Here is a 19,514-nt window from a genome sequence, read left to right as displayed (position 1 = left end):
TGGCTGTTCGGAGCCCCTCCGAGATCGGATGGGAGAAAGTGCAAAAGAATTTTCGGAGCCGCCTGATCCAATCCGTTTCGAGGGCCGCAGCGAACAGCATCCGAGGAACAGCACTTAAGAGGACTCATTTCCGTCACTTTCGGGTGGCGGTTGCACGAGAAAGCAATGTGGATGCGGCATGCTGGTAGAGATGGTCATCGATGGGATGGACGTACCCGAAGACGGTACGGCAAAGGATGCTGTCGCTGACCTGCTCGTTCGCATCGGCGACGGTGACCAGCGTGCATTCGCGGAGCTCTACGACTCGCTCTCCTCGAGGGTCTTCGGTCTGATCCTCCGTGTACTCGTGAACCGCTCTCAGAGCGAAGAGGTGCTTCAGGAAGTTTTTCTGGAGATCTGGCAATCCGCTTCCAAGTTCGCTCCGAACAAGGGGCAGGGAAGAACCTGGGTGATGACGATCGCGCACCGTCGTGCGGTCGACCGGGTGCGGGCATCCCAGTCCAGCGCGGACAGGGATGTGCGGGCCGGGTTCAGGGATATCGGAGTCGCGCACGACAGTGTCGCGGAGACGGTGGAGCTGGGCATCGAGGGCGAGAAGGTCGTTCACGCTCTCTCGGGCCTTCCCGAGGCACAGCGCGAGGCCCTCGTACTGGCCTACTACGGCGGATACAGTCAAAATGAAGTCGCGGTGCTCGTGGGAGCACCGCTGGGGACGATCAAGACACGGATGCGAGATGGACTCTCGCGCCTGAGGACAGCCATGGGGGTGACAGCATGAACGAGCAGGAATTCGCGGAACTCGCGGCAGGAGCAGCACTCGATGCACTGTCGCCCGACGACCAGCAGCGTTACCACGCGGCACTCGCCGTGCACCCCGAGTGGCAGCGCATCGCGGACACCGATGCCGACAGCGCGTCGCTCCTTTCCGGCGGAGCCGCTCCGGCCGTTCCGTCGCCGGAGATCCGCGCAGCGCTCCTCGCACGCATCGCCGTGACCCCGCAGGGCGGCGACGTCATCCAGACCACCTCCGTGCCCGACACCGTGCCCGAGGAGCCCTCGGCTGCGGATGCCGCGCCGGCGCCGCTCGGTGGAGAATCCACTCCCAAGGCCCCGGTCCGTCGCCTGCGCATCCTCTTCGCGCTCGCCGCGTGCCTCGCGCTCCTCGTCGGCGTGGGTGTCGGTGCAGCCGCGATCAACACGTACCTGAACCGCCCGGCGAGCGTCGTCGCCCTGGAGGACATCCAGGCCGCCGGAGACGCGCAGCAGGCCAGCGTCTCGCTCGAGAGCGGTGGAACGGCGACCGCTCACTGGTCCGCGTCGCTCGGCAAGTCGGTCCTCGTGACCGACGGCATCCCGGCGCTCTCCGAGGACGAGACCTACGAACTCTGGTACGTCCGCGGCGACACCCCGGTCTCGGCCGGTGTGTTCGCGGCCGACGGCGGAGACGCGACCGCGGTGCTCGCCGGCGATATGCACGCGGGTGATGTGATCGCCGTGACGGTGGAGCAGGCCGGAGGGTCGCCCTCGGGCTCCCCGACGTCCGACCCCGTCGTCGTGATCCCCACCGCGTGACCGCGGGCGCCCGATCCCGGCAGCCTGGCCTCGCACGCCCGACGTCGCGGATGGCGCGTACCCTGGACTGATGCCTGAGCAGTTCTCCCGGCCGGTCCGCCGGCCCACCAGCGCCTTCGACAACATCGTCGGCAGCCATGACCCTGCCGAGGAGACGAGGATCGCGCATGCGACCGCATCCGCTCTGCTGGCCCGTGTGCGCGCCGACGAGAGCGGGGTGAGCGCCGACCGCCTCGTCGCGTTCACCGACGAGCACGGGATCGACGAGATCGCCGAGCTGTGGTCCAAGGCGCCGTCGCGCACTCTTCCCGGCGCGCTGTGGCGGCTGTACATCCTGCAGCTTGCGATCCATGGCGACCCGCACACCGCTGCGCTGCTCTACGAACGGGGACGCGTGGAGCTCTCCTCGGTGGATGCGGTGATCGCGGGCGCCCCGGTGCCGGCCAACCCCGACGAGCTCGTCGCGCTCATCGACACGATCCTGCGCGGCGCCTTCCGCGGCGACTTCGCTGTGGCGCTCGACCGTGCTGCGGCGTTCTGCCGCGTGCAGGCGTCCGGTGCGACGCACACGGCCGACGACTACGAGCCGACCGAGCCCGCCCGCGCGAGCGAACTCACCACGAGGGCGCTGCGGTTGAGCAGCTATGCGCAGGATCTGTCGGCCTCTGCGGTGCTGTGGCGGATGGACGCACTGTCCTGAGCCTGCGGCGCCAACCTGAGCCAGACGGCCGAGATTCCGGCCCCGGACAGGAAAAGACCGGGCCGCAAGAACGCCTCTCGGCGGAAGGCCGCTCGTAGCGGCAAAAATTGGAGCCCGGGGTTATGCGGCCCGGCCATTCCATTGTAACAAGATCGCACTGCGGCCATTCCCGGGAGTCTAGGCTCGGAGCATGACCCGGCGCTTTGCTCTGATGATCGATCCGGCTGCTGCGGACGCGGACCGCTCCGACTTCGCCGACAGCTTCACGCTCGTCGATGCGGCAGCGCCTGCACTGAGCGTGAGGGAGCTGAGCACCCAGCGCGGTGACGGCGTCTTCGAATCGATCGGCGTCGTCGACGGGCACGCGCAGGAGGTCATCCCTCATCTCGAGCGGCTCGCCCACTCCGCGCAGCTCTGCGACCTGCCGCTGCCGAACCAGACGCAGTGGCGTCAAGCCATCGAGCAGGCCGCCGCCCACTGCGAGCAGGGCGAGTACGTCATCAAGCTCATCCTCAGCCGAGGCGTCGAGCACGGACCCACTCCGACCGCGTGGGTCACGGCGGCACCGGCATCCGATTTCGCCGCGGTGCGGGAGCGCGGGATCCGCGTCGTCACGCTCGACCGAGGCTACGACCTCGATGTCGCCGAGAACGCGCCATGGCTGCTGCTCGGCGCCAAGACCCTTTCGTATGCGGTGAACATGGCGGCGCTGCGCGAAGCGCACCGGCGGGGCGCCGACGACGCGATCTTCCTCTCCCGCGACGGCTTCGTGCTCGAGGCGCCCACCGCCTCGCTGATCCTCCGCATCGGCGGTCGATTCGTCACCCCGGCGCCCAACGGCGGCATCCTGCACGGCACCACCCAGCTCAGCGTCTACGAGTACCTCGCCACCCGCGGTCTCGACGCCGAGTACGGTCAGGTTCCGGCATCCGATCTTCCGCGCGCGGATGCCGCCTGGCTGGTCTCGAGCGTCCGGCTCGCCGCCCCGATCACCGCCGTCGACGGGGTCGACCTGCCCGTCGACCACGCCCTCACCGCCGAGCTGAACCGGTACCTGCTCTCGCCCCGAGACTGAGCGTCGCCTCGGCGGCCTCGGAAAACGCAGATGATCCGCGGCCTCAGCGGTGTGGCGCCGGACGACGCGCCGGGGCGTCGGCCATCGCTCTCGGAGTCCCCTCTCATCGATGCCCGTCCCGGAGCAGCGCACCGTCGATCGCGTCGACAACCGCCCGCCAATCGTGCACGATCATCGCGTACGTGAAACGTAGGGTCTGGTAGCCCAGTGCGGCGGCGGCTGCGTCTCGCTGAAGATCCTTCGCCCTCAGACCCCCGCCGTCGTGGTTCGCGCGTCCATCGGCTTCGATGATCAGGCGCGCTCCGACGACGAAGTCCACCTCTCCCCCGCCGGCGATCCACACCTGAGGCCGGGCTTCTATGCCGAGGCGGTACAGCCGGAGACGGAGGAGCGACTCCAGGCCGCTGTCGGCATCCGCTCGCGCGAAGGCGACGAGCCACCTCATCGCGATGGGGAGATGCACCACGAGCCATGTCAGATCCCTGGCTCGGAGCAACGACTGCCGCAGGGCCGATTCCAATGCCGCGAAGAACGTGTCTTCCGTGGCGCAGCGTGAGATCTGCAGAAGTACATTCCGGACCGGCGGAGGTGCGCCGACGGCGACTTTTCCCTCGTCCCAATGGATGTGGCAGTCCTCGCAGGAGGAGCGAGGGGTTCCGGCCGTCCCCATCCAGACATGACATTCCGGCGGTGCCTCGAGGATCCAGAGGCCGTGCAGGAGCCCGGCGGCACAGCATCCCACCGTGCCGCCGTGCGAGGCCGCGTGGACGATGACGGCCTGAACGTCAGCGAGCGCGTACACACCCTGGCGGGCCCGGATGACCTCCCCAGATCTCACGGCCCTGGTGAGTTCGGACTCTGTCACCCCCCAGACGTTTCAGTTCAGAGGTGCGCGCTATACGGCCGAGTGTGCGGAGAGCGGCGTCTGCTCGGGTGAACGTCATCCGAAGACGATGGGTGATCGCCGTCGTCACCGACCGGAGAAATCCTGTGTTCTCCCAAGTTCTGTGCGTAGCGCATCCTGTCACCCAGAAGTGCAGGCCCAGTCATCGACGGGAAAACCCAGACCGTCGGTATCCCCGGCCGCGCGTCGAGGAGTCGACGCGCGGCTGTGGGACACGATGGTCTGGGTTTTCCAAGCGGCGGCAGAGCGGAGTCGATGAGCGGATGCTTATCCGAAGCGGCCCGAGACGTAGTCCTCGGTGGCCTGCACCGACGGGGTGGTGAACATCGTGCGGGTGTCGTCGTACTCGATGAGCTTGCCGGGCTTGCCGGTGCCGGCGATGTTGAAGAACGCCGTCTTGTCGGAGACGCGGCTGGCCTGCTGCATGTTGTGCGTCACGATGACGACGGTGTACTGGGTCTTGATCTCGGCGATGAGCTCCTCGATCGCGAAGGTCGAGATCGGGTCGAGGGCCGAGCAGGGCTCGTCCATCAGGATCACGTCGGGTGACACGGCGATCGCGCGGGCGATGCACAGACGCTGCTGCTGTCCGCCCGAGAGGCCGGAGCCGGGGCGGTCGAGGCGGTCCTTGACCTCGTTCCAGAGGTTGGCGCCGCGCAGCGACTTCTCGACCAGGGCGTCCTGGTCGCTCTTCGCCATGCGCGTGTTGTTCAGCTTGACGCCCGCGAGCACGTTCTCCTTGATCGACATCGTGGGGAACGGGTTCGGGCGCTGGAACACCATGCCGACCTGGCGACGCACGAGCACGGGGTCGACGCCTGCACCGTAGAGGTTCTTGCCGTCGATCAGCACCTCGCCCTCGACGCGGGCGCCGGGGATGACCTCGTGCATGCGGTTGAGGGTGCGCAGGAACGTGGACTTGCCGCAGCCGGACGGGCCGATGAACGCCGTCACGGTGTTGGGCTTGATGTCGATGCTGACGCCTTCGACGGCGAGGAAGTCGCTGTAGTAGACGTTGAGGTCGTTGACTTCGATGCTCTTGGACACGAGAGGGATCCTTTGGTTCAGTCGGGTATGACGGCTCAGCGGCCGTTGATCTTGGGGGCGAACACCTTGGCGATGATGCGTGCCACCAGGTTCAGCACCATCACGATCACGATCAGGGTGAGGGCGGCGGCCCATGCCCGATCGAGGTAGGCATCGACGGGGATGCCGGGGTATTTCGCCTGCATGTACGAGAACACGGGTAGCGTCGCCATCTGCCCGCCGAACATGTTCAGGTTCATGCCCTGAACGACTCCGACGGTGAGCAGCAGCGGCGCGGTCTCGCCGATCACGCGGGAGATGGCGAGCATGATGCTGGTCAGGATGCCGGCGATGGCGGTCGGGAGCACGACCTTGATGATCGTCAGCCACTTCGGCACGCCGAGTGCGTAGGCCGCCTCCCGGAGCTCATTCGGGACGATGCGCAGCAGCTCCTCGGATCCGCGCACGACGACCGGGATCATCAGCACCGAGAGCGCCAGGGAGCCCATGATGCCCATCCGGGTTCCGGGACCGACGATCAGCGCGAACACCGAGTAGATGAACAGACCGGCGACGATCGACGGGATGCCGGTCATGACGTCGACGAGGAACGTGATGCCGCGGGCGAGCCTGCGACCCTCGCCGTACTCGACCAGGTAGATCGAGGTCATCAGGCCGATCGGCACCGAGATGATCGTCGCGCCGAGGGTGATCAGGAGCGTGCCCCAGATCGCATGGACGGCGCCGCCGCCCTCGCCCACGATGTTGCGCATCGAGAAGCTGAAGAACTCGCCGTCGAACCGCATGAGGCCGTTGACGACCACGGTGTAGAGCAGCGAGATGAGGGGGAGGAGCGCGACCACGAAGGCGCCGGACACGAGCGCGGTCATGAGCCGGTCGATCGCGTGGCGGCGGCTCTCGACCACGGTGGAGATCACGAAGATGAGCACCATGTAGAACACGAGGCCGACCACGAGCGTGAGCGCGATGTTGAAGTCGGCCGGGTCGCCGCCGGCGTTCATGAACGCGAAGATCGTCGCAGAGATGACGAATGCGACCAGCAGCAGCGCCCACGGTGCCCACTTGGGCAGGTGGCCCGCCGAGGTGGTGTGCACGGGGGCGACGACGGACGAAGGTGAGGGGGAGGGCGTGAGTGTGGCGGTCATGTCAGTTGGCTCCCGAGAACTCGGCGCGGCGCGAGACGATCCAGCGGGCCACGAAGTTGACCGCGAAGGTGACGATGAAGAGGATCAGACCCGCCGCGATGAGCGTGTTGACGCCCTCGTCGTGGGCCTCGGGGAACCGCAGCGCGATGATCGCGGGGATCGTCGTGGGGTTCTCCGGGTTGATCAGGTTGAACGTGATGATGCCGAGAGGCGAGAGCACGAGTGTCACGGCCATGGTCTCGCCGAGCGCGCGGCCGAGGCCGAGCATGGCGCCCGAGACCATTCCGCTGCGTGCGAAGGGGAGCACGGCCATCCGCACCATCTCCCAGCGCGTGGCGCCGAGCGCGAGCGCGGCCTCCTCGTGCAGCTTCGGGGTCTGCAGGAACACCTCGCGGCAGATCGCGGTCATGATCGGGAGGATCATCACCGCGAGGACGAGGGATGCCGTGAGGATCGTCTTTCCGGTGCCCGAGGGCGTTCCGCTGAAGATCGGGATCCAGCCGAGGTTCGTGTTGAGCCACTTGTAGAAGGGCACGAGCATCGGCGCGAAGGTGAGGGCGCCCCAGAGGCCGAAGACGACCGACGGCACGGCGGCCAACAGGTCGATGATGTAACCGAGGAATCCGGCGAGGCGGCGCGGGGCGTAGTGCGAGATGAAGAGCGCGATCCCGATCGCGACCGGTGCGGCGATGACGAGAGCGATGAGGCTCGACCACAGTGTTCCGAAGACGAAGGGCCAGACCCACGAGAGGAACGATTGTCCTTCGAGGATGTGGTTGTTCGAGGTGTCTGCCGACAGAGCCGGGATCGCCTGCACGATGAGGAAGACGGCGACCGCTGCGAGCGTGACGAGGATGATGATTCCCGCTGCCAGCGCGGTGCCCGAGAAGACGAGGTCACCCCGTCGGCGCAGCTGCGGGCGCGTCCCGGTGGAACGGGTGGTATCGGGACCCGTTGAGGTTGTGGTCATCGGAGCGACTCCAGGCTCTGAGGGACTTTCGGGGTTTTCATGCGGGTGCCCCCGGGTGTCGGTCTTGTCCTACGACCGACACCCGGGGGCGTCGGACCGGGGCTCAGCTGTGGGCTGAGCCGTCGGTCACTCCGTGACGATCGCGTCGATCGCCGTGTTGATCTGGTCGCGCAGGCTGTCCGAGATCGGCGCGCTGCCCGCGGCCTCGGCGGCGGCATCCTGGCCCTCGGCCGATGCGACGTACTCGAAGTACGCCTTCACGAGGCCTGCGGTCTCGGCGTCGTCGTAGTCGACGCAGCCGATGAGGTATGAGACGAGCGCGATCGGGTACGAGCCGGCGGGTGCTGCGGCCGGGTCGACGGCGAACGCGAGGTCGTGGTCGGGGCGACCCTCCTCGAGCGGCGAGGCCTCGACGAGCGCCGCGGCGGCCTCGGCGGAGTACGCGACGTACTCGCCCTCGACCTCGACGGCGACCTGACCGAGGTCCGCTGTGCGCGACGCGTCGGCGAAGCCGATGTAGCCGACACCGTTGGTGATCGCGTCGACGACGCCCGAGGTGCCGTCTCCGGCCTCACCGGTCGACAGCGGCCACTCGTCGCTGGCCTCGTAGGTCCAGACGTCGGGGGCGACGGCGCTGAGGTACTTGGTGAAGGTCTCCTGCGTGCCGGAGGCGTCTGCGCGGTGCACGGGGACGATCGCCTGGTCCGGGAGCTCGACGCCCTCGTTCTGCGACGCGATGGCGGCGTCGTTCCAGTTGGTGATGGCGCCGGAGAAGATCTTGGCGATGGTCTCGCCGTCGAGGTTCAGCGTGTCGATGCCCTCGAGGTTGAACGCGACGGCGACGGGCGAGATGTAGACAGGGATCTCGACGATCTCGTCGGAGGTGCAGGAGCCGAAGCCGCCCGCCGCGATCTCGTCGGCGTTGAACGCACGGTCGGATCCGATGAAGTTGGAGGAGCCGGCGATGAAGTTCTCGCGGCCGGTGCCCGAACCCGTCGCGGTGTAGTTCACCGTGGTGTCGGGGTTGGCGGTCTGGAACGCGGCGACCCAGGACTGCTGCGCGGCCTCCTGCGAGGAGGCTCCGGTGGCCTCGATGGTGCCGGAGAGGGTGGACTCGCTCGGCGCGTCGGTGGAGCCCGTGCCGCCTTCGTTCGCGGCACAGCCGGCGAGTGCGAGAGCGGCGACGGCGCCGATGGCGCCGATTCGTGCGATTCGGGAGATCTTCACTGTGGATCCTTCGATCTTGGATGGGTGGGGCCCGGTGCAGGGCACACAGTGACGCTATGTGCGGCGGTTAACGAGACTCTCCCGCGCAGGTGAACGGAAGGTGAACGGCGCGCGTCTCTCTGGGGTGCACCCCAGGCGCGCACTCGTGTCCCGAGGCCGCTCGACGAGCGGTCAGATCTTGGGGATGTGCGTCTCGATCGCGATGATCCCGGAACCCGGGTTGGATGCCGACAGGTGCACGACCGAGAAGGCGGCGGGCTCGAGGTCTGCCGCGCTGCTCACGTACGAGCCACGGATGGTGCCCGTCGCGAGCGCGATCTCGGAGAGGATGCCGGGAAGCACCGGACCGTGACTGCACAGCACGGCGGGCTTGCCCGCGCGCACGCGGCGGCCGATCACCGAGCGCAGGTCGTCCTCGCCGTCCTCCCACGCATCCTGGCTGATCTTCGCCGTCTTGACGGTCTTTCGATCGAGCGCCTTCGCGAGCGGCCTGACCGTCTGCACGCAGCGCACGGCGTCGCTCGTGATGATCCTGCGCACACCGAAGGCCTGCAGCGGGGCGACGATCGACGCGGCCTGCTGCCGCCCGCGGTCGGTCAGCGGACGCGCGGCATCCGCACCGTCCCAGTCCGACCGTGAGAGCGCCTTGGCGTGACGCAGCGCGATGATCGGGAACGTGCGCAGTACGCCGTCATCGACGAGCTTCGCGAAGAAGTCGAGGATCTCGAGGTCGACGGGGTAGCTCAGACGGGCGCGCGCCTTCTTCACGCTCACCCATTCGAGTGCGGCGATCTCGCGGTTCGGCACGAAGGTCGAGGCGCGGATCGCGTCGGCGGTGGCCTCGGCCGCCCAGTAGTGCACGACCTTCTGCTTGCTCGAGGGCAGGTGGTAGCGGCTCACGCCGACCGGCACACCGAGCGAGACGCGGATGCCGGTCTCCTCGTGCACCTCGCGCACGGCGGTCTCGGCGAGCATCTCGCCGGGGTCCACCTTGCCCTTGGGAAGGGTGATGTCCTTGTACTTCGTGCGGTGGATCAGCAGGATCCGCAGCTTGCCGTCGATGAGTCGCCAGACGACCGCACCGGCCGCGTACACGGCCTTGTCCGTCCACTTCGAACGCGTCGCCTGGGCGCTCGACTGCGAGCTCATCGGACCGCCCGTGCTCGACGTCGCCGCTGGATCAACCCCATGGTCTTGTCCTGCAGATCGACGAGCGGTTTGCCGTCGGCATCCTCGGAATGCCGGGTCCAGACGCCGTCCGTGCCCAGGTGCCACGAGGTGGTCCCCGGGTCCATCGCGAGATCGAAGAAGTCGAGCAGGTCCTTCATGTGCCCGGGATCGGTCACGCGCACGAGCGCCTCGACGCGGCGGTCGAGGTTGCGGTGCATCATGTCGGCGCTGCCGATGTACACCTGCGCGTCTCCGTCGTTGTGGAACGCGAAGATGCGGGAGTGCTCGAGATACCGGCCGAGGATGCTGCGGACGGTGATGTTGTCGCTGATCCCCTCGAGGTCGGTGCGCAGACTGCAGATGCCTCGCACCCACACGTCGACCTTCACGCCGGCCGCGCTCGCGCGGTACAGCGCGTCGATGACCTCTTCGTCGACCATCGAGTTGACCTTGATGCGGATGCTCGCGGGCTTGCCGTCCTCGGCGTTGCGCCGCTCGTGGTCGATCTGACGCACCAGACCCTTGCGCAGGTGCAGCGGAGCGACGAGGAGGCGCTTGAACTTCTTCTCGATCGCGTATCCGCTGAGCTCGTTGAACAGGCGGGTGAGGTCCTTGCCGACCTGCGCGTCGGTCGTGAACAGCCCGAAGTCCTCGTAGATGCGGCTGGTCTTGGGGTTGTAGTTCCCGGTGCCGATGTGCGAGTAGTGGCGCAGCACGCCGTCCTCCTCGCGGATCACGAGTGCGAGCTTGCAGTGCGTCTTCAACCCGACGAGGCCGTAGACCACGTGCACGCCGGCCTTCTCGAGCTTGCGCGCCCAGACGATGTTGTTGGCCTCGTCGAAGCGTGCCTTGACCTCGACCAGCGCCAGCACCTGCTTGCCCGCCTCGGCGGCATTGATGAGCGCCTCGACGATCGGGCTGTCACCCGAGGTGCGGTAGAGCGTCTGCTTGATGGCGAGCACGTGCGGGTCGCGGGCGGCCTGCTCGAGGAACGACACGACGCTCGTGGTGAACGACTCGTACGGGTGGTGCACGAGCACGTCCGACTTGCGGATCGCCTTGAAGATGTCGGCGCGGGTGTTGCTGCCGGTGGGCTGGAAGGCGACCGCGGTGGTCGGCAGATGCGGCGGGTAGCGCAGGTCGGGGCGATCGATGCGCGACAGGTCGAACAGGCCTCGCAGGTCGAGCGGCCCGGGCAGACGATAGATCTCCTGGTCCGTGATCTCGAGCTCCCGCACGAGGAGGTCCATCGTGACCTCGTCCATGTCGTCGGTGATCTCGAGGCGGATCGGCGGGCCGAACCGGCGTCGCAGCAGCTCGGCCTCGAGCGCCTGGATGAGGTTCTCGCTCTCGTCCTCCTCGATCTCCACGTCTTCGTTGCGGGTGAGGCGGAACGCGTGGTGGTCGAGCACCTCCATGCCGGGGAACAGGTCTCCGAGGTGGTTCGCGATGAGCTCCTCGAGGGTGAGGAAGCGCTTGATCTCGCCGGATCCGGGAACCTCGACGAACCGCGGCAGCATGGGCGGCACCTTCAGGCGCGCGAACTCCTGGCGGCCGGTGCGCGCGTTGCGGATGCGGATCGCCAGGTTGAGTGAGAGGCCCGAGATGTAGGGGAACGGATGCGCGGGATCGACGGCGAGCGGCATCAGCACGGGGAACACCTGGGCGCCGAAGTACTCGGAGAGCTTGCCGCGCTCCTCATCGGTGAGTGCCGACCACTCGGTGATCTCGATGCCGGATTCGGCCAGCGCCGGACGCACGAGCGACTTCCAGGCATCGGCGTGACGCAGCTGCAGCGCGTGCGCCTCGCGAGCGATGTCGGCGAGGGCATCGGCGGGGGAGCGCCCGATGTTCGTGGGAACCGCGAGGCCCGTCACGATGCGGCGCTTGAGACCGGCGACGCGCACCATGAAGAACTCGTCGAGGTTGCTGGCGAAGATCGCGAGGAAGTTCGCCCGTTCGAGCTCCGGCAGCGACGGATCCTCCGCGAGCTCGAGCACGCGCTGGTTGAACGCGAGCCAGCTCAGCTCGCGATCGAGGTAGCGGTGGTCGGGGAGGAGCGCATCCGGGGCCTCGATGGCATCGAAGTCGTCATCTTCAGCGTCACCGAGACCAGCGTCGGCGAGAGCGGGATCGATCATGGGGTACATCTAAGCACCGTGAGGTGACGCGCGCGTGAACGGGCGTCGCATCCGTCACCGCGTCGCCGGGACCGTCTCGTCGTCGTACACGTTGAATCGGTAGCCGACGTTGCGCACCGTGCCGATGATCTGCTCCTGGTCGCCGAGCTTCGCGCGCAGGCGCCTGACGTGCACGTCGACCGTGCGGGTGCCGCCGAAGTAGTCGTAGCCCCACACCTCGCTGAGCAGCTGCTCACGGGTGAACACCCGGGAGGGATGGGTGGCGAGGAAGTGCAGCAGCTGGAACTCCTTGTACGTGAGATCCAGCGGACGACCGCGCAGCTTCGCCGAGTATGACTGCTCGTCGATCGTGACGCCGGATGCCTGCACGCGCGAGGGCTCCGCGACCTCGTCACGGCGGGCGAGCGCGAGGCGCACACGGGCGTCGGTCTCGGCCGGACCCGCGGTGGAGAGAAGAACGTCGTCGATCCCCCACTCGCCGGAGAGCGCGCTCATGCCGCCCTCCGTGACGACGAGGAGGAGCGGAGCATCCTGTCCTGTGGCGCGCAGCAGGCGGCACAGCGACTTCGCTCCGACGAGGTCGAGACGACCGTCGACGATCACGATGTCGTAGTCGGGGGCGCTCACGAGTTGGGCGGGCTCGGCCGGTATCTGACGCACACGATGGCTGAGAAGCTCGAGCGCGGGCAGGACCTGCTCCGAGACCGGAGCATTGGTCAACACCAGGACCTGGGCCACACGCACTCCTTCCGGACGGCGGGGTACGCCGTGCCGCAATGATACCGGGCGCTGATGGGTGACAATCGTCGTCGGTGGGTCACAATGGAGTCATGTCGGAACCTGCCCTCGCACCGCGTAACGCTTTCGTCGGTGTGCTCGTCGTCTGGGCGGTCGCCTTCGTCGCCTCCATCGCGGTGGGGATCTTCGTGCCGGAGGAATGGCGCGTGCCCTGGCTGCTCGTGGCCTTCGGGGGGATCGTGCTGCTCTCCTTCGCCGTGCAGCTCTGGTACGGACGAACCCAGGGATTCATCTTCCGGGTGAGCGGAAGCACGATCGGCGCACTGCTGCTGATGGGCGTGATCTCGGTCGGATTCGGCCTGGCGGCCCTCGTCACCTGATCTCACGACGCGACACCCGCGTGCAGGGAGGGTAATGTGGGGGTATGGACCTCCTGGCGCTCGAACTCTTCTTCATCGGCCTTCTGGGCCTTGCGAGTCTCGCGATCGTGTTCGTCTCGGTCGTCGTGCTGCGCAACCTCTTCCGCGGCCAGCGCTGAGCGCACCGTGCTCGAGCTGCCCACTGATCTTCCCGCCGACCTCGCGCCGCTCTCATGGCTCGTCGGAGTCTGGGAGGGCACAGGCGTCATCGACTATCCGGTCGGCGACGAACGCCTCCAGGGTGAGTTCACGCATCGAGTGAGCTTCAGCCACGCCGGTGGCCCGTACCTGAACTATTCGGCCACCGCGACGTTCACCGGCGACGATCAGGCCGTCTCGATCCCGCTCGTGGCGGAGATCGGTTTCTGGCGTCTCAGCCGTCCGGCGACCGACGCCGATCCCGGCCCCGGTCTGCTGCCGCCGCTCACCGAGCCGGTGACGCGCGGAGTCGACGACGTCGAGGAAGTGCGTGCGGCATCGGGCGGATTCCCGATCGAGGTCTCGATCGCCCACGCCGACGGGACGCTCGAGCTCTACCTGGGCGAGATCAGCGGTCCGCGCATCGACATCGCCTCCGACGCGATCGTCCGCGGTGCGGGAGCCAAAGAGTACGGCGCGGCGACGCGCATGTACGGACTCGTCGACAACCACCTGCTGTGGGCCTGGGACATCGCGGCCCTCGGCACTCCCATGCGGGCGCACGCGTCTGCGCGATTGGCCAAGGTCTGACATGACCGGTTTCAGCGACATCCCCGGCGCTGTGCTCGCTGGCGACGGCATCGCCCACTTCGGCGACGCGTTCCGCGAGCAGCGCCGCCTCGCCGCTGGCGGGGCGATCGTGCCGCTCGACGACCGGACGGTCATCGAGGTCGCAGGTCCCGAACGGCTGGGCTGGCTCGATTCCATCACTTCGCAGTCCGTGGGGCGGCTCGCTCCCGGCGAGAGCACCGAGCTGCTCGTGCTCGACCCGCAGGGGCGCGTCGAGCACGCGGCCGGCGTCGTGGACGACGGGGCGTCCACGTGGCTGATCGCGGATGCCGGCGACGCCGAGGCGCTCGCGACATGGTTGACCCGCATGAAGTTCCGCACCCAGGCGACGGTCGACGTGCGCCCCGACCTCGTGCTCCTCGGCTTCGTCGACGGTGGCACGGCAGCTGATCGCGCACTCGCCGCGGCCTCCGCTCCCTCCGGCGCTCCACTCGTCTGGGTCGACCCGTGGCAGCGCGTGAGCGCGGGCGGTCACCAGTACGCCGAGACGGCAGAGCACCCCGGTGCCGAGCTCGACTGGCGTGTGGCGATCGCGACGAACGAGGCCGCAGACGCGCTCGCCGCGACGCTCGCGGCCGACGAGGTCGCCGGCCTGCTCGCCGCAGAGGCGCTGCGTGTCGCCGCCTGGAGGCCGCGGTGGTCGGCCGAGGTCGACGAGCGCTCACTGCCGCATGAATCCGACTGGATCCGCACCGCCGTGCACCTGAACAAGGGCTGCTACCGCGGGCAGGAGACGGTCGCGAAGGTCCACAACCTCGGACACCCGCCGCGTCGCCTCGCCGCACTCCACCTCGACGGCAGTGAGGCCGTGCTTCCCGCCGTCGGTGATGCGGTGCTCGCCGGTGATGACGAGGTCGGTCACATCACGTCGGTCGCCCGCCACCACGAGGACGGGCCCATCGCGCTCGCGATCCTGTCCCGCCGCACGCCGGTCGGCGATCTCGTCGTCCGTGCAGAGGGTGCGGACATCGCCGCGACCCAGCAGGTCATCGTGCCTGCGGATGCCGGTGCCACGGCCGACATCCCTCGCCTCACGCGCCTGTCACGACGCCCGAGCGCACCGGATCCCCGCCAGGCGAGCTGAACGCGTCGATCAGGGGAGGGGAGCGACCGCATCCCACGGCAGGGTGAGCTCGCCCAGTCGCCATCGGCTCCTGCCGCCGAGCACCGGCCAGCCCTGCTCACGAAGCGCTACGACGGCGGCGAGGAACCGTTGGGTCGCCCCGAACGTCGACAGGGGTGCAGCTCTGTCCCATTCGCGGTCGAGGTCGACGAGCAGCGCGTGCACCCGTTCGCCCGGCACGTTCCGATGGATCAGCGCCTTCGGCAGTCGCTCGGCGACGATGCTCGGATGCTCGAGATCGGCCAGCCGCAGCGAGATCGTGAACCGCCGCGGTGCGCCGGAGGGCTCGACGTCGATCCAACTCGACACCCGTCCGATCTCGTCGCAGGTGCCCTCGACGAGCAGACCGTCGGGGTCGAGGCGCGTGGCCATCGTCCGCCAGGCCGCCGCGACGTCGGCCTCGTCGTACTGGCGGAGCACGTTCATCGCGCGGATCACCGCGGGGCGACGTCCGGCGGGCAGCGGCACCTCGAACCCTCCTCGAGCGAAGGACACCCTCAGATCGGGGGAGAAGGGGGTGCTCCCCGCCTGCACCTCGACCAGCTGCCGAGTCGCCGTCGCGACCCTGGCCGGGTCGATCTCGAGGCCACGCACCTCGGCATCCGCCCGCACGCGCTGCAGGCGGGTCGCGAGCTCGAACGCGGTCACCCCGCTCGCTCCATAGCCGAGGTCGATGACCAGAGGATCGGCGGCGCGTCGGAAGGCCGGGCTCGCCGCGATCCATCGATCATTGCGTCGCAGCCTGTTCGTCCCGGTGGTGCCGCGGGTCGGCCGACCGAGAGGAGATGACGCCATGCGTCAATCCTCGCAGGGCCGGGGCGTGGACGCGTGGACCTCCGCCGATAAACTGGGCTCATGACTGCGAACCGCACCCTGATCCTGCTCCGTCACGGCCGGAGCGAGTGGAACGAACTGAACCTCTTCACCGGCTGGGTGGACGTCCGCCTGAACGAGCAGGGTGAGAACGAGGCTCGCCGAGGCGGCGAGCTGCTGGCCGAGGCCGGCATCCTGCCCGACGTGCTGCACACCTCGCTGCTGAGCCGCGCCATCCAGACCGCAAATATCGCCCTCGACGCCGCAGATCGTCTGTGGATCCCGGTGACGCGCTCGTGGCGTCTGAACGAGCGCCACTACGGCGCCCTGCAGGGCAAGGACAAGGCGCAGACCCTCGAGGAGTTCGGCCCCGAGCAGTTCCAGCTGTGGCGTCGCTCGTTCGACGTGCCGCCGCCCCTGCTCGACGACGAGAGCGAGTTCAGCCAGGTCGGCGACGTGCGCTACGCCGACATCGATGGTGAGGTGCCCCGCACCGAGTCGCTGAAGCTCGTCATCGACCGCCTGCTGCCGTACTGGAACGACGCGATCGTCCCCGACCTCGAGGCCGGCAAGACCGTCCTCGTCACTGCCCACGGCAACTCGCTGCGTGGACTCGTGAAGCACCTCGAGGGCATCAGCGACGACGACATCGCCGAGCTGAACATCCCCACCGGCATCCCGCTGGTCTACGAGCTCGACGAGAACAACGTCCCGACGGGCCCCGGCCGCTACCTCGACCCCGAGGCCGCCGCCGCCGGTGCAGCAGCGGTCGCCGCGCAGGGCAAGAAGTAACACCGCAGACGAAAGGGGGCGGATGCTGTCAGCATCCGCCCCCTTTCGTGTGTCCCGTGCGCCTCAGGCGTGGCCGAGCTCCTGCTGCTGCTCGATCGCGAGGGCGATGTCCTCTTCTTCGATGCGCCAGTCACCGGTCGCCAGGTAGATGACCTTCTTCGCGACGGCCACCGCGTGGTCGGCGAAGCGCTCGTGGTAGCGGCTGGCGAGCGTGGCGTCGACGGTCGCCGTGGCCTCGCCCTTCCAGTTGTCGCTGAGCACCTTCTCGAAGACGCTGGCGTGCAGCTCGTCGATGTCGTCATCGGTGTTGCGGATGGTGTCGGCCAGGCGCAGGTCCTGGGTGCGCAGCAGCTCGGAGAGCGTGCGCGAGATCTCGACGTCCAGCTCTCCCATCTTCGTGAAGGTGCCCTTGAGGCCCTTGGGGATCGCCCGCTCGGGGAAGCGCAGGCGCGCGAGCTGGGCGATGTGCTCGGACATGTCGCCCATGCGCTCGAGCGAGGCGCTGACGCGCAGCGCGGTGACGACCACGCGCAGGTCTCGAGCGACCGGCTGCTGACGGGCGAGGATCTCGATGGCCTGCTCGTCGAGGGCCACGGCCAGCGCGTCGATCTTGGCGTCATCGGCGATGACCTCTTCGGCGAGCTCGACATCGCTGGTCGCGAAGGAGCGAGTGGCCTTGTCGATGGAGACCGTGACGAGGTCGGCGATCTCCACGAGCTGGGACTGCAGGTCCTCGAGGGACTGATGGAAGACTTCGCGCATGTCGGCGCAACCTTTCGTTCGGGTCTCGGCTGTGGTGTCAACGCGAGACGGCCGGGCCGTTCGCGCGAGAGGAGAGCTCAGCGCTCCCGCACAGGCCCGAAAGCGATTGTCTGCTCCGAAGGTTAACGAACGGTGCCCAGCACGTGAATAGTACTTCTCGCCTTGCCGCCAGGGCGGGTGAACCCGCCGATCCGCGGGTGAACGCACTCTACGCTGGGGATATGACCTTGCCGCAGATCGCGCTGCTCGCGTTGGCCGTCGGCCTCGTGATCGGCGTCGGCCTCTCCCTTCTCGTGGCATGGGCATATCGCGCGAGGGCACGGGTCGCCGAGGAGACGTCGCTCTCGGTGCCCGAAGGAGTCACCGCGGTGCTGGGCAGCATGGACGACGCGGCCTGCGTGGTCGATTCGTCCGGGCTCGTGCTCGCGGTGTCGAAGGCGGCGACGCGCTTCGGCATCGAGGTCGGGGCTCCGCTCGAGAACCCTGAGCTGCGTCAGCTGGTGCGCGGCGGTCGGAGCGAGGGCGGCTCGGCCGCGGAGTCGATGCGTCTGACGCGCGGCGGTCTCAGCCTCGACCCCCGACTGGTATCGGCCCGCGCGAGCGTGATCAGTCCGCGGATGACCCTGCTGATCATCCGCGACGTGACGGAGCAGGAGCGCCTGGATCAGATGCGCCGCGACTTCGTGGCGAACACCAGCCACGAGCTCAAGACGCCGGTCGGTGCGGTCACACTGCTCGCCGAGGCCATCGAGTCGGCGGCGGACGACCCCGCTCAGGTGCGTCATTTCGCCACCAGGATCTCGGCGGAGGCGTCTCGTCTGGGCCAGCTCACCGGGCGCATCATGAGCCTGTCGAGACTGCAGGCCGAGGATGCGCTGTCGGACGTGCGACCGGTCGCGATCGATGAGGTGCTCGCAACCGCTCTCGAGGCGCACGTCGTGCAAGCGGACTCGGCGGGTGTCGAGATCGCGCGCGGCGGCGACAGGGGAGTGTGGGTGCGCGGCGACTCGCAGATCCTCATCGAGGCGTTCGGCAACCTCATCGCCAACGCGATCGCATATTCGCCGAAGGGCTCCAGGGTCGGCATCGGCGTGAAGGCCGACGAAGGCGTGGTCGAGATCGCCGTCTCCGATCAGGGCATCGGAATCGCCGAGGGCGACCGCGAGCGCATCTTCGAGCGCTTCTACCGCGCGGACGAGGCTCGATCGCGTCGCACGGGCGGCACGGGCCTCGGACTCTCGATCGTCAAGCACGCGACGCAGAGGCACGGCGGCGAGGTGCGGCTCTGGTCGCGCCCCGGACGCGGATCGACCTTCACCATCAGGCTCCCGAGGATCGATGCTCCCCCGAGGATCGACACGGACAAGAAGAACAAGAAGAAGCGCGAGCGGAAGGCTGCGAAGGCCGCAGTTCGCGTCCGAAACGGAGAGAACGCATGACCCGCATCCTTCTCGTCGAAGACGAGCCCGATCTCGCCGACCCGCTCGCATACCTGCTGCGTCGTGAGGGGTACGAGGTGGAGATCGCCGAGGACGGCCCGGGCGCTCTGACGGCGTTCCGCGAACGCGGCGCCGACGTCGTGCTGCTCGACCTCATGCTGCCGGGGATGCCGGGCACCGAGGTGTGCCGGCAGATCCGCTCCACCTCAGCCGTGCCGATCATCATGGTCACGGCCAAGGACTCGGAGGTGGACATCGTCGTCGGGCTCGAGCTCGGTGCCGACGACTACGTCACCAAGCCCTACTCGTCGCGTGAGCTGCTGGCCCGCATGCGGGCGGTGCTGCGCCGCGTGGTGCAGGCAGAGAACGAGCTCGACGAGCGGGTGCTCGACGGCGGACGTGTCTCGCTCGACATCGACCGGCACACCGTCTCGGTCGCCGGGCAGCAGATCAACATGCCGCTGAAGGAATTCGAGCTCCTCGAGGTGCTGATGCGCAACTCGGGTCGTGTGCTCACCCGAGGGCAGCTCATCGACCGCGTCTGGGGCAGCGACTACTTCGGCGACACCAAGACGCTCGACGTGCACATCAAGCGCATCCGGTCCCGCATCGAGGAGAACCCGGGGGAGCCCGTCATGCTCGTCACCGTGCGCGGACTGGGCTACCGCTTCGAGGGCTGAGCCCGAACACGGAGGTCGGACGACAGAAG

Annotated in this window: 20 protein-coding genes; 10 read left to right on the top strand and 10 right to left on the bottom strand. The window is 68.1% G+C overall.

What is annotated here, in order from left to right; genetic code table 11:
- The first annotated feature begins 178 nt into the window (after positions 1–178).
- From sigK to ASF80_RS15050, 4 genes are all read left to right on the top strand, one after another.
- On the top strand, positions 179–778 hold the full coding sequence (sigK, locus tag ASF80_RS15065) for an ECF RNA polymerase sigma factor SigK (RefSeq protein WP_200934819.1): 600 nt from the start codon (positions 179–181) through the stop codon (positions 776–778).
- Positions 775–1,572 carry an anti-sigma factor gene (locus tag ASF80_RS15060; RefSeq protein WP_056312634.1) on the top strand — a complete coding sequence of 266 codons (798 nt, stop codon included), beginning with the start codon at positions 775–777 and terminating at the stop codon, positions 1,570–1,572. Before sigK ends, ASF80_RS15060 begins: the two co-directional genes overlap by 4 nt.
- 70 nt (positions 1,573–1,642) lie before the next feature.
- Positions 1,643–2,272 (top strand): hypothetical protein, encoded by a 630-nt coding sequence (locus ASF80_RS15055; RefSeq protein ID WP_056312633.1) that lies wholly within the window; start codon positions 1,643–1,645, stop codon positions 2,270–2,272.
- 190 nt (positions 2,273–2,462) lie between these two features.
- Complete coding sequence (locus ASF80_RS15050) at positions 2,463–3,347, top strand: aminodeoxychorismate lyase (RefSeq protein WP_056312631.1); 885 nt, start codon at positions 2,463–2,465, stop codon at positions 3,345–3,347.
- Between the two features lie 103 nt (positions 3,348–3,450).
- Here the strand turns inward: ASF80_RS15050 and ASF80_RS15045 are convergent, their stop codons facing one another.
- From ASF80_RS15045 to ASF80_RS15010, 8 genes are all read right to left on the bottom strand, one after another.
- Entirely contained in the window at positions 3,451–4,212 is a 762-nt protein-coding gene (locus ASF80_RS15045) for a DUF559 domain-containing protein (protein ID WP_082488405.1), read from the bottom strand.
- 306 nt (positions 4,213–4,518) lie between these two features.
- A complete protein-coding gene (gene pstB, locus ASF80_RS15040) occupies positions 4,519–5,298 on the bottom strand; it encodes a phosphate ABC transporter ATP-binding protein PstB (RefSeq protein WP_056312627.1) in 780 nt (259 codons plus the stop codon).
- Positions 5,299–5,333: 35 nt separating this feature from the next.
- Positions 5,334–6,443 carry a phosphate ABC transporter permease PstA gene (gene pstA, locus ASF80_RS15035; protein ID WP_056312626.1) on the bottom strand — a complete coding sequence of 370 codons (1,110 nt, stop codon included), beginning with the start codon at positions 6,441–6,443 and terminating at the stop codon, positions 5,334–5,336.
- 1 nt (position 6,444) lies between these two features.
- Positions 6,445–7,413: a phosphate ABC transporter permease subunit PstC gene (pstC, locus tag ASF80_RS15030; protein WP_056312624.1), complete on the bottom strand. Its 969-nt coding sequence runs from the start codon at positions 7,411–7,413 to the stop codon at positions 6,445–6,447.
- A 126-nt stretch (positions 7,414–7,539) separates the two neighbouring features.
- A complete protein-coding gene (pstS, locus tag ASF80_RS15025; protein WP_056312622.1) occupies positions 7,540–8,640 on the bottom strand; it encodes a phosphate ABC transporter substrate-binding protein PstS in 1,101 nt (366 codons plus the stop codon).
- A 171-nt stretch (positions 8,641–8,811) separates the two neighbouring features.
- A complete protein-coding gene (locus ASF80_RS15020; protein ID WP_056312621.1) occupies positions 8,812–9,789 on the bottom strand; it encodes an NUDIX hydrolase in 978 nt (325 codons plus the stop codon).
- Positions 9,786–11,951, bottom strand: a complete 2,166-nt coding sequence (locus tag ASF80_RS15015; RefSeq protein ID WP_056312618.1) for an RNA degradosome polyphosphate kinase — start codon at positions 11,949–11,951, stop codon at positions 9,786–9,788. The genes ASF80_RS15020 and ASF80_RS15015 overlap by 4 nt, the downstream gene beginning before the upstream one ends.
- Positions 11,952–12,005: 54 nt before the next feature.
- Entirely contained in the window at positions 12,006–12,689 is a 684-nt protein-coding gene (locus ASF80_RS15010; protein ID WP_056312616.1) for a winged-helix domain-containing protein, read from the bottom strand.
- A gap of 92 nt (positions 12,690–12,781) precedes the next feature.
- On the opposite strand from ASF80_RS15010, the gene ASF80_RS15005 reads away from it, so the two are divergent.
- From ASF80_RS15005 to ASF80_RS14995, 3 genes are all read left to right on the top strand, one after another.
- On the top strand, positions 12,782–13,069 hold the full coding sequence (locus ASF80_RS15005) for a hypothetical protein (RefSeq protein WP_056312614.1): 288 nt from the start codon (positions 12,782–12,784) through the stop codon (positions 13,067–13,069).
- 165 nt (positions 13,070–13,234) lie between these two features.
- Positions 13,235–13,837, top strand: coding sequence for an FABP family protein (locus tag ASF80_RS15000; protein ID WP_056312612.1), 603 nt, complete (start codon positions 13,235–13,237; stop codon positions 13,835–13,837).
- 1 nt (position 13,838) lies between these two features.
- Positions 13,839–14,960 (top strand): YgfZ/GcvT domain-containing protein, encoded by a 1,122-nt coding sequence (locus ASF80_RS14995; RefSeq protein WP_056312610.1) that lies wholly within the window; start codon positions 13,839–13,841, stop codon positions 14,958–14,960.
- A 9-nt stretch (positions 14,961–14,969) separates the two neighbouring features.
- Here the strand turns inward: ASF80_RS14995 and ASF80_RS14990 are convergent, their stop codons facing one another.
- Positions 14,970–15,794, bottom strand: a complete 825-nt coding sequence (locus tag ASF80_RS14990; protein WP_056312608.1) for a class I SAM-dependent methyltransferase — start codon at positions 15,792–15,794, stop codon at positions 14,970–14,972.
- A 60-nt stretch (positions 15,795–15,854) separates the two neighbouring features.
- Here ASF80_RS14990 and ASF80_RS14985 point away from each other — a divergent pair, with 60 nt between their 5' ends.
- On the top strand, positions 15,855–16,604 hold the full coding sequence (locus ASF80_RS14985; RefSeq protein ID WP_056312606.1) for a phosphoglyceromutase: 750 nt from the start codon (positions 15,855–15,857) through the stop codon (positions 16,602–16,604).
- A gap of 63 nt (positions 16,605–16,667) precedes the next feature.
- Here the strand turns inward: ASF80_RS14985 and phoU are convergent, their stop codons facing one another.
- Entirely contained in the window at positions 16,668–17,366 is a 699-nt protein-coding gene (gene phoU / locus ASF80_RS14980) for a phosphate signaling complex protein PhoU (protein ID WP_056312604.1), read from the bottom strand.
- 221 nt (positions 17,367–17,587) lie between these two features.
- Between phoU and ASF80_RS14975 the strand changes: the two genes are divergently transcribed.
- Together ASF80_RS14975 and ASF80_RS14970 are read left to right on the top strand one after the other, a co-directional pair.
- Positions 17,588–18,805: a sensor histidine kinase gene (locus ASF80_RS14975; RefSeq protein ID WP_056312602.1), complete on the top strand. Its 1,218-nt coding sequence runs from the start codon at positions 17,588–17,590 to the stop codon at positions 18,803–18,805.
- The gene (locus tag ASF80_RS14970; RefSeq protein ID WP_056312600.1) at positions 18,802–19,485 is read left to right on the top strand and encodes a response regulator transcription factor; all 684 of its coding nucleotides are present in this window, start codon (positions 18,802–18,804) and stop codon (positions 19,483–19,485) included. The genes ASF80_RS14975 and ASF80_RS14970 overlap by 4 nt, the downstream gene beginning before the upstream one ends.
- Positions 19,486–19,514: the final 29 nt, after the last annotated feature.

Source organism: Microbacterium sp. Leaf159 (assembly GCF_001423615.1).
Lineage (GTDB): Bacteria > Actinomycetota > Actinomycetes > Actinomycetales > Microbacteriaceae > Microbacterium.
This window is presented reverse-complemented; position numbering and strand designations above follow the sequence as displayed.

Bases quoted from the DNA above. Each gene is read 5' to 3' on its own strand.
- sigK (WP_200934819.1), top strand. From the start codon at position 179: ATGCTGGTAGAGATGGTCATCGATGGGATGGACGTACCCGAAGACGGT.
- ASF80_RS15060 (WP_056312634.1), top strand. From the start codon at position 775: ATGAACGAGCAGGAATTCGCGGAACTCGCGGCAGGAGCAGCACTCGAT.
- ASF80_RS15055 (WP_056312633.1), top strand. From the start codon at position 1,643: ATGCCTGAGCAGTTCTCCCGGCCGGTCCGCCGGCCCACCAGCGCCTTC.
- ASF80_RS15050 (WP_056312631.1), top strand. From the start codon at position 2,463: ATGACCCGGCGCTTTGCTCTGATGATCGATCCGGCTGCTGCGGACGCG.
- pstA (WP_056312626.1), bottom strand. From the start codon at position 6,443: ATGACCGCCACACTCACGCCCTCCCCCTCACCTTCGTCCGTCGTCGCC.
- pstC (WP_056312624.1), bottom strand. From the start codon at position 7,413: ATGACCACAACCTCAACGGGTCCCGATACCACCCGTTCCACCGGGACG.
- ASF80_RS15020 (WP_056312621.1), bottom strand. From the start codon at position 9,789: ATGAGCTCGCAGTCGAGCGCCCAGGCGACGCGTTCGAAGTGGACGGAC.
- ASF80_RS15015 (WP_056312618.1), bottom strand. From the start codon at position 11,951: ATGATCGATCCCGCTCTCGCCGACGCTGGTCTCGGTGACGCTGAAGAT.
- ASF80_RS15005 (WP_056312614.1), top strand. From the start codon at position 12,782: ATGTCGGAACCTGCCCTCGCACCGCGTAACGCTTTCGTCGGTGTGCTC.
- ASF80_RS14995 (WP_056312610.1), top strand. From the start codon at position 13,839: ATGACCGGTTTCAGCGACATCCCCGGCGCTGTGCTCGCTGGCGACGGC.
- ASF80_RS14990 (WP_056312608.1), bottom strand. From the start codon at position 15,794: ATGGCGTCATCTCCTCTCGGTCGGCCGACCCGCGGCACCACCGGGACG.
- ASF80_RS14985 (WP_056312606.1), top strand. From the start codon at position 15,855: ATGACTGCGAACCGCACCCTGATCCTGCTCCGTCACGGCCGGAGCGAG.
- phoU (WP_056312604.1), bottom strand. From the start codon at position 17,366: ATGCGCGAAGTCTTCCATCAGTCCCTCGAGGACCTGCAGTCCCAGCTC.
- ASF80_RS14975 (WP_056312602.1), top strand. From the start codon at position 17,588: ATGACCTTGCCGCAGATCGCGCTGCTCGCGTTGGCCGTCGGCCTCGTG.
- ASF80_RS14970 (WP_056312600.1), top strand. From the start codon at position 18,802: ATGACCCGCATCCTTCTCGTCGAAGACGAGCCCGATCTCGCCGACCCG.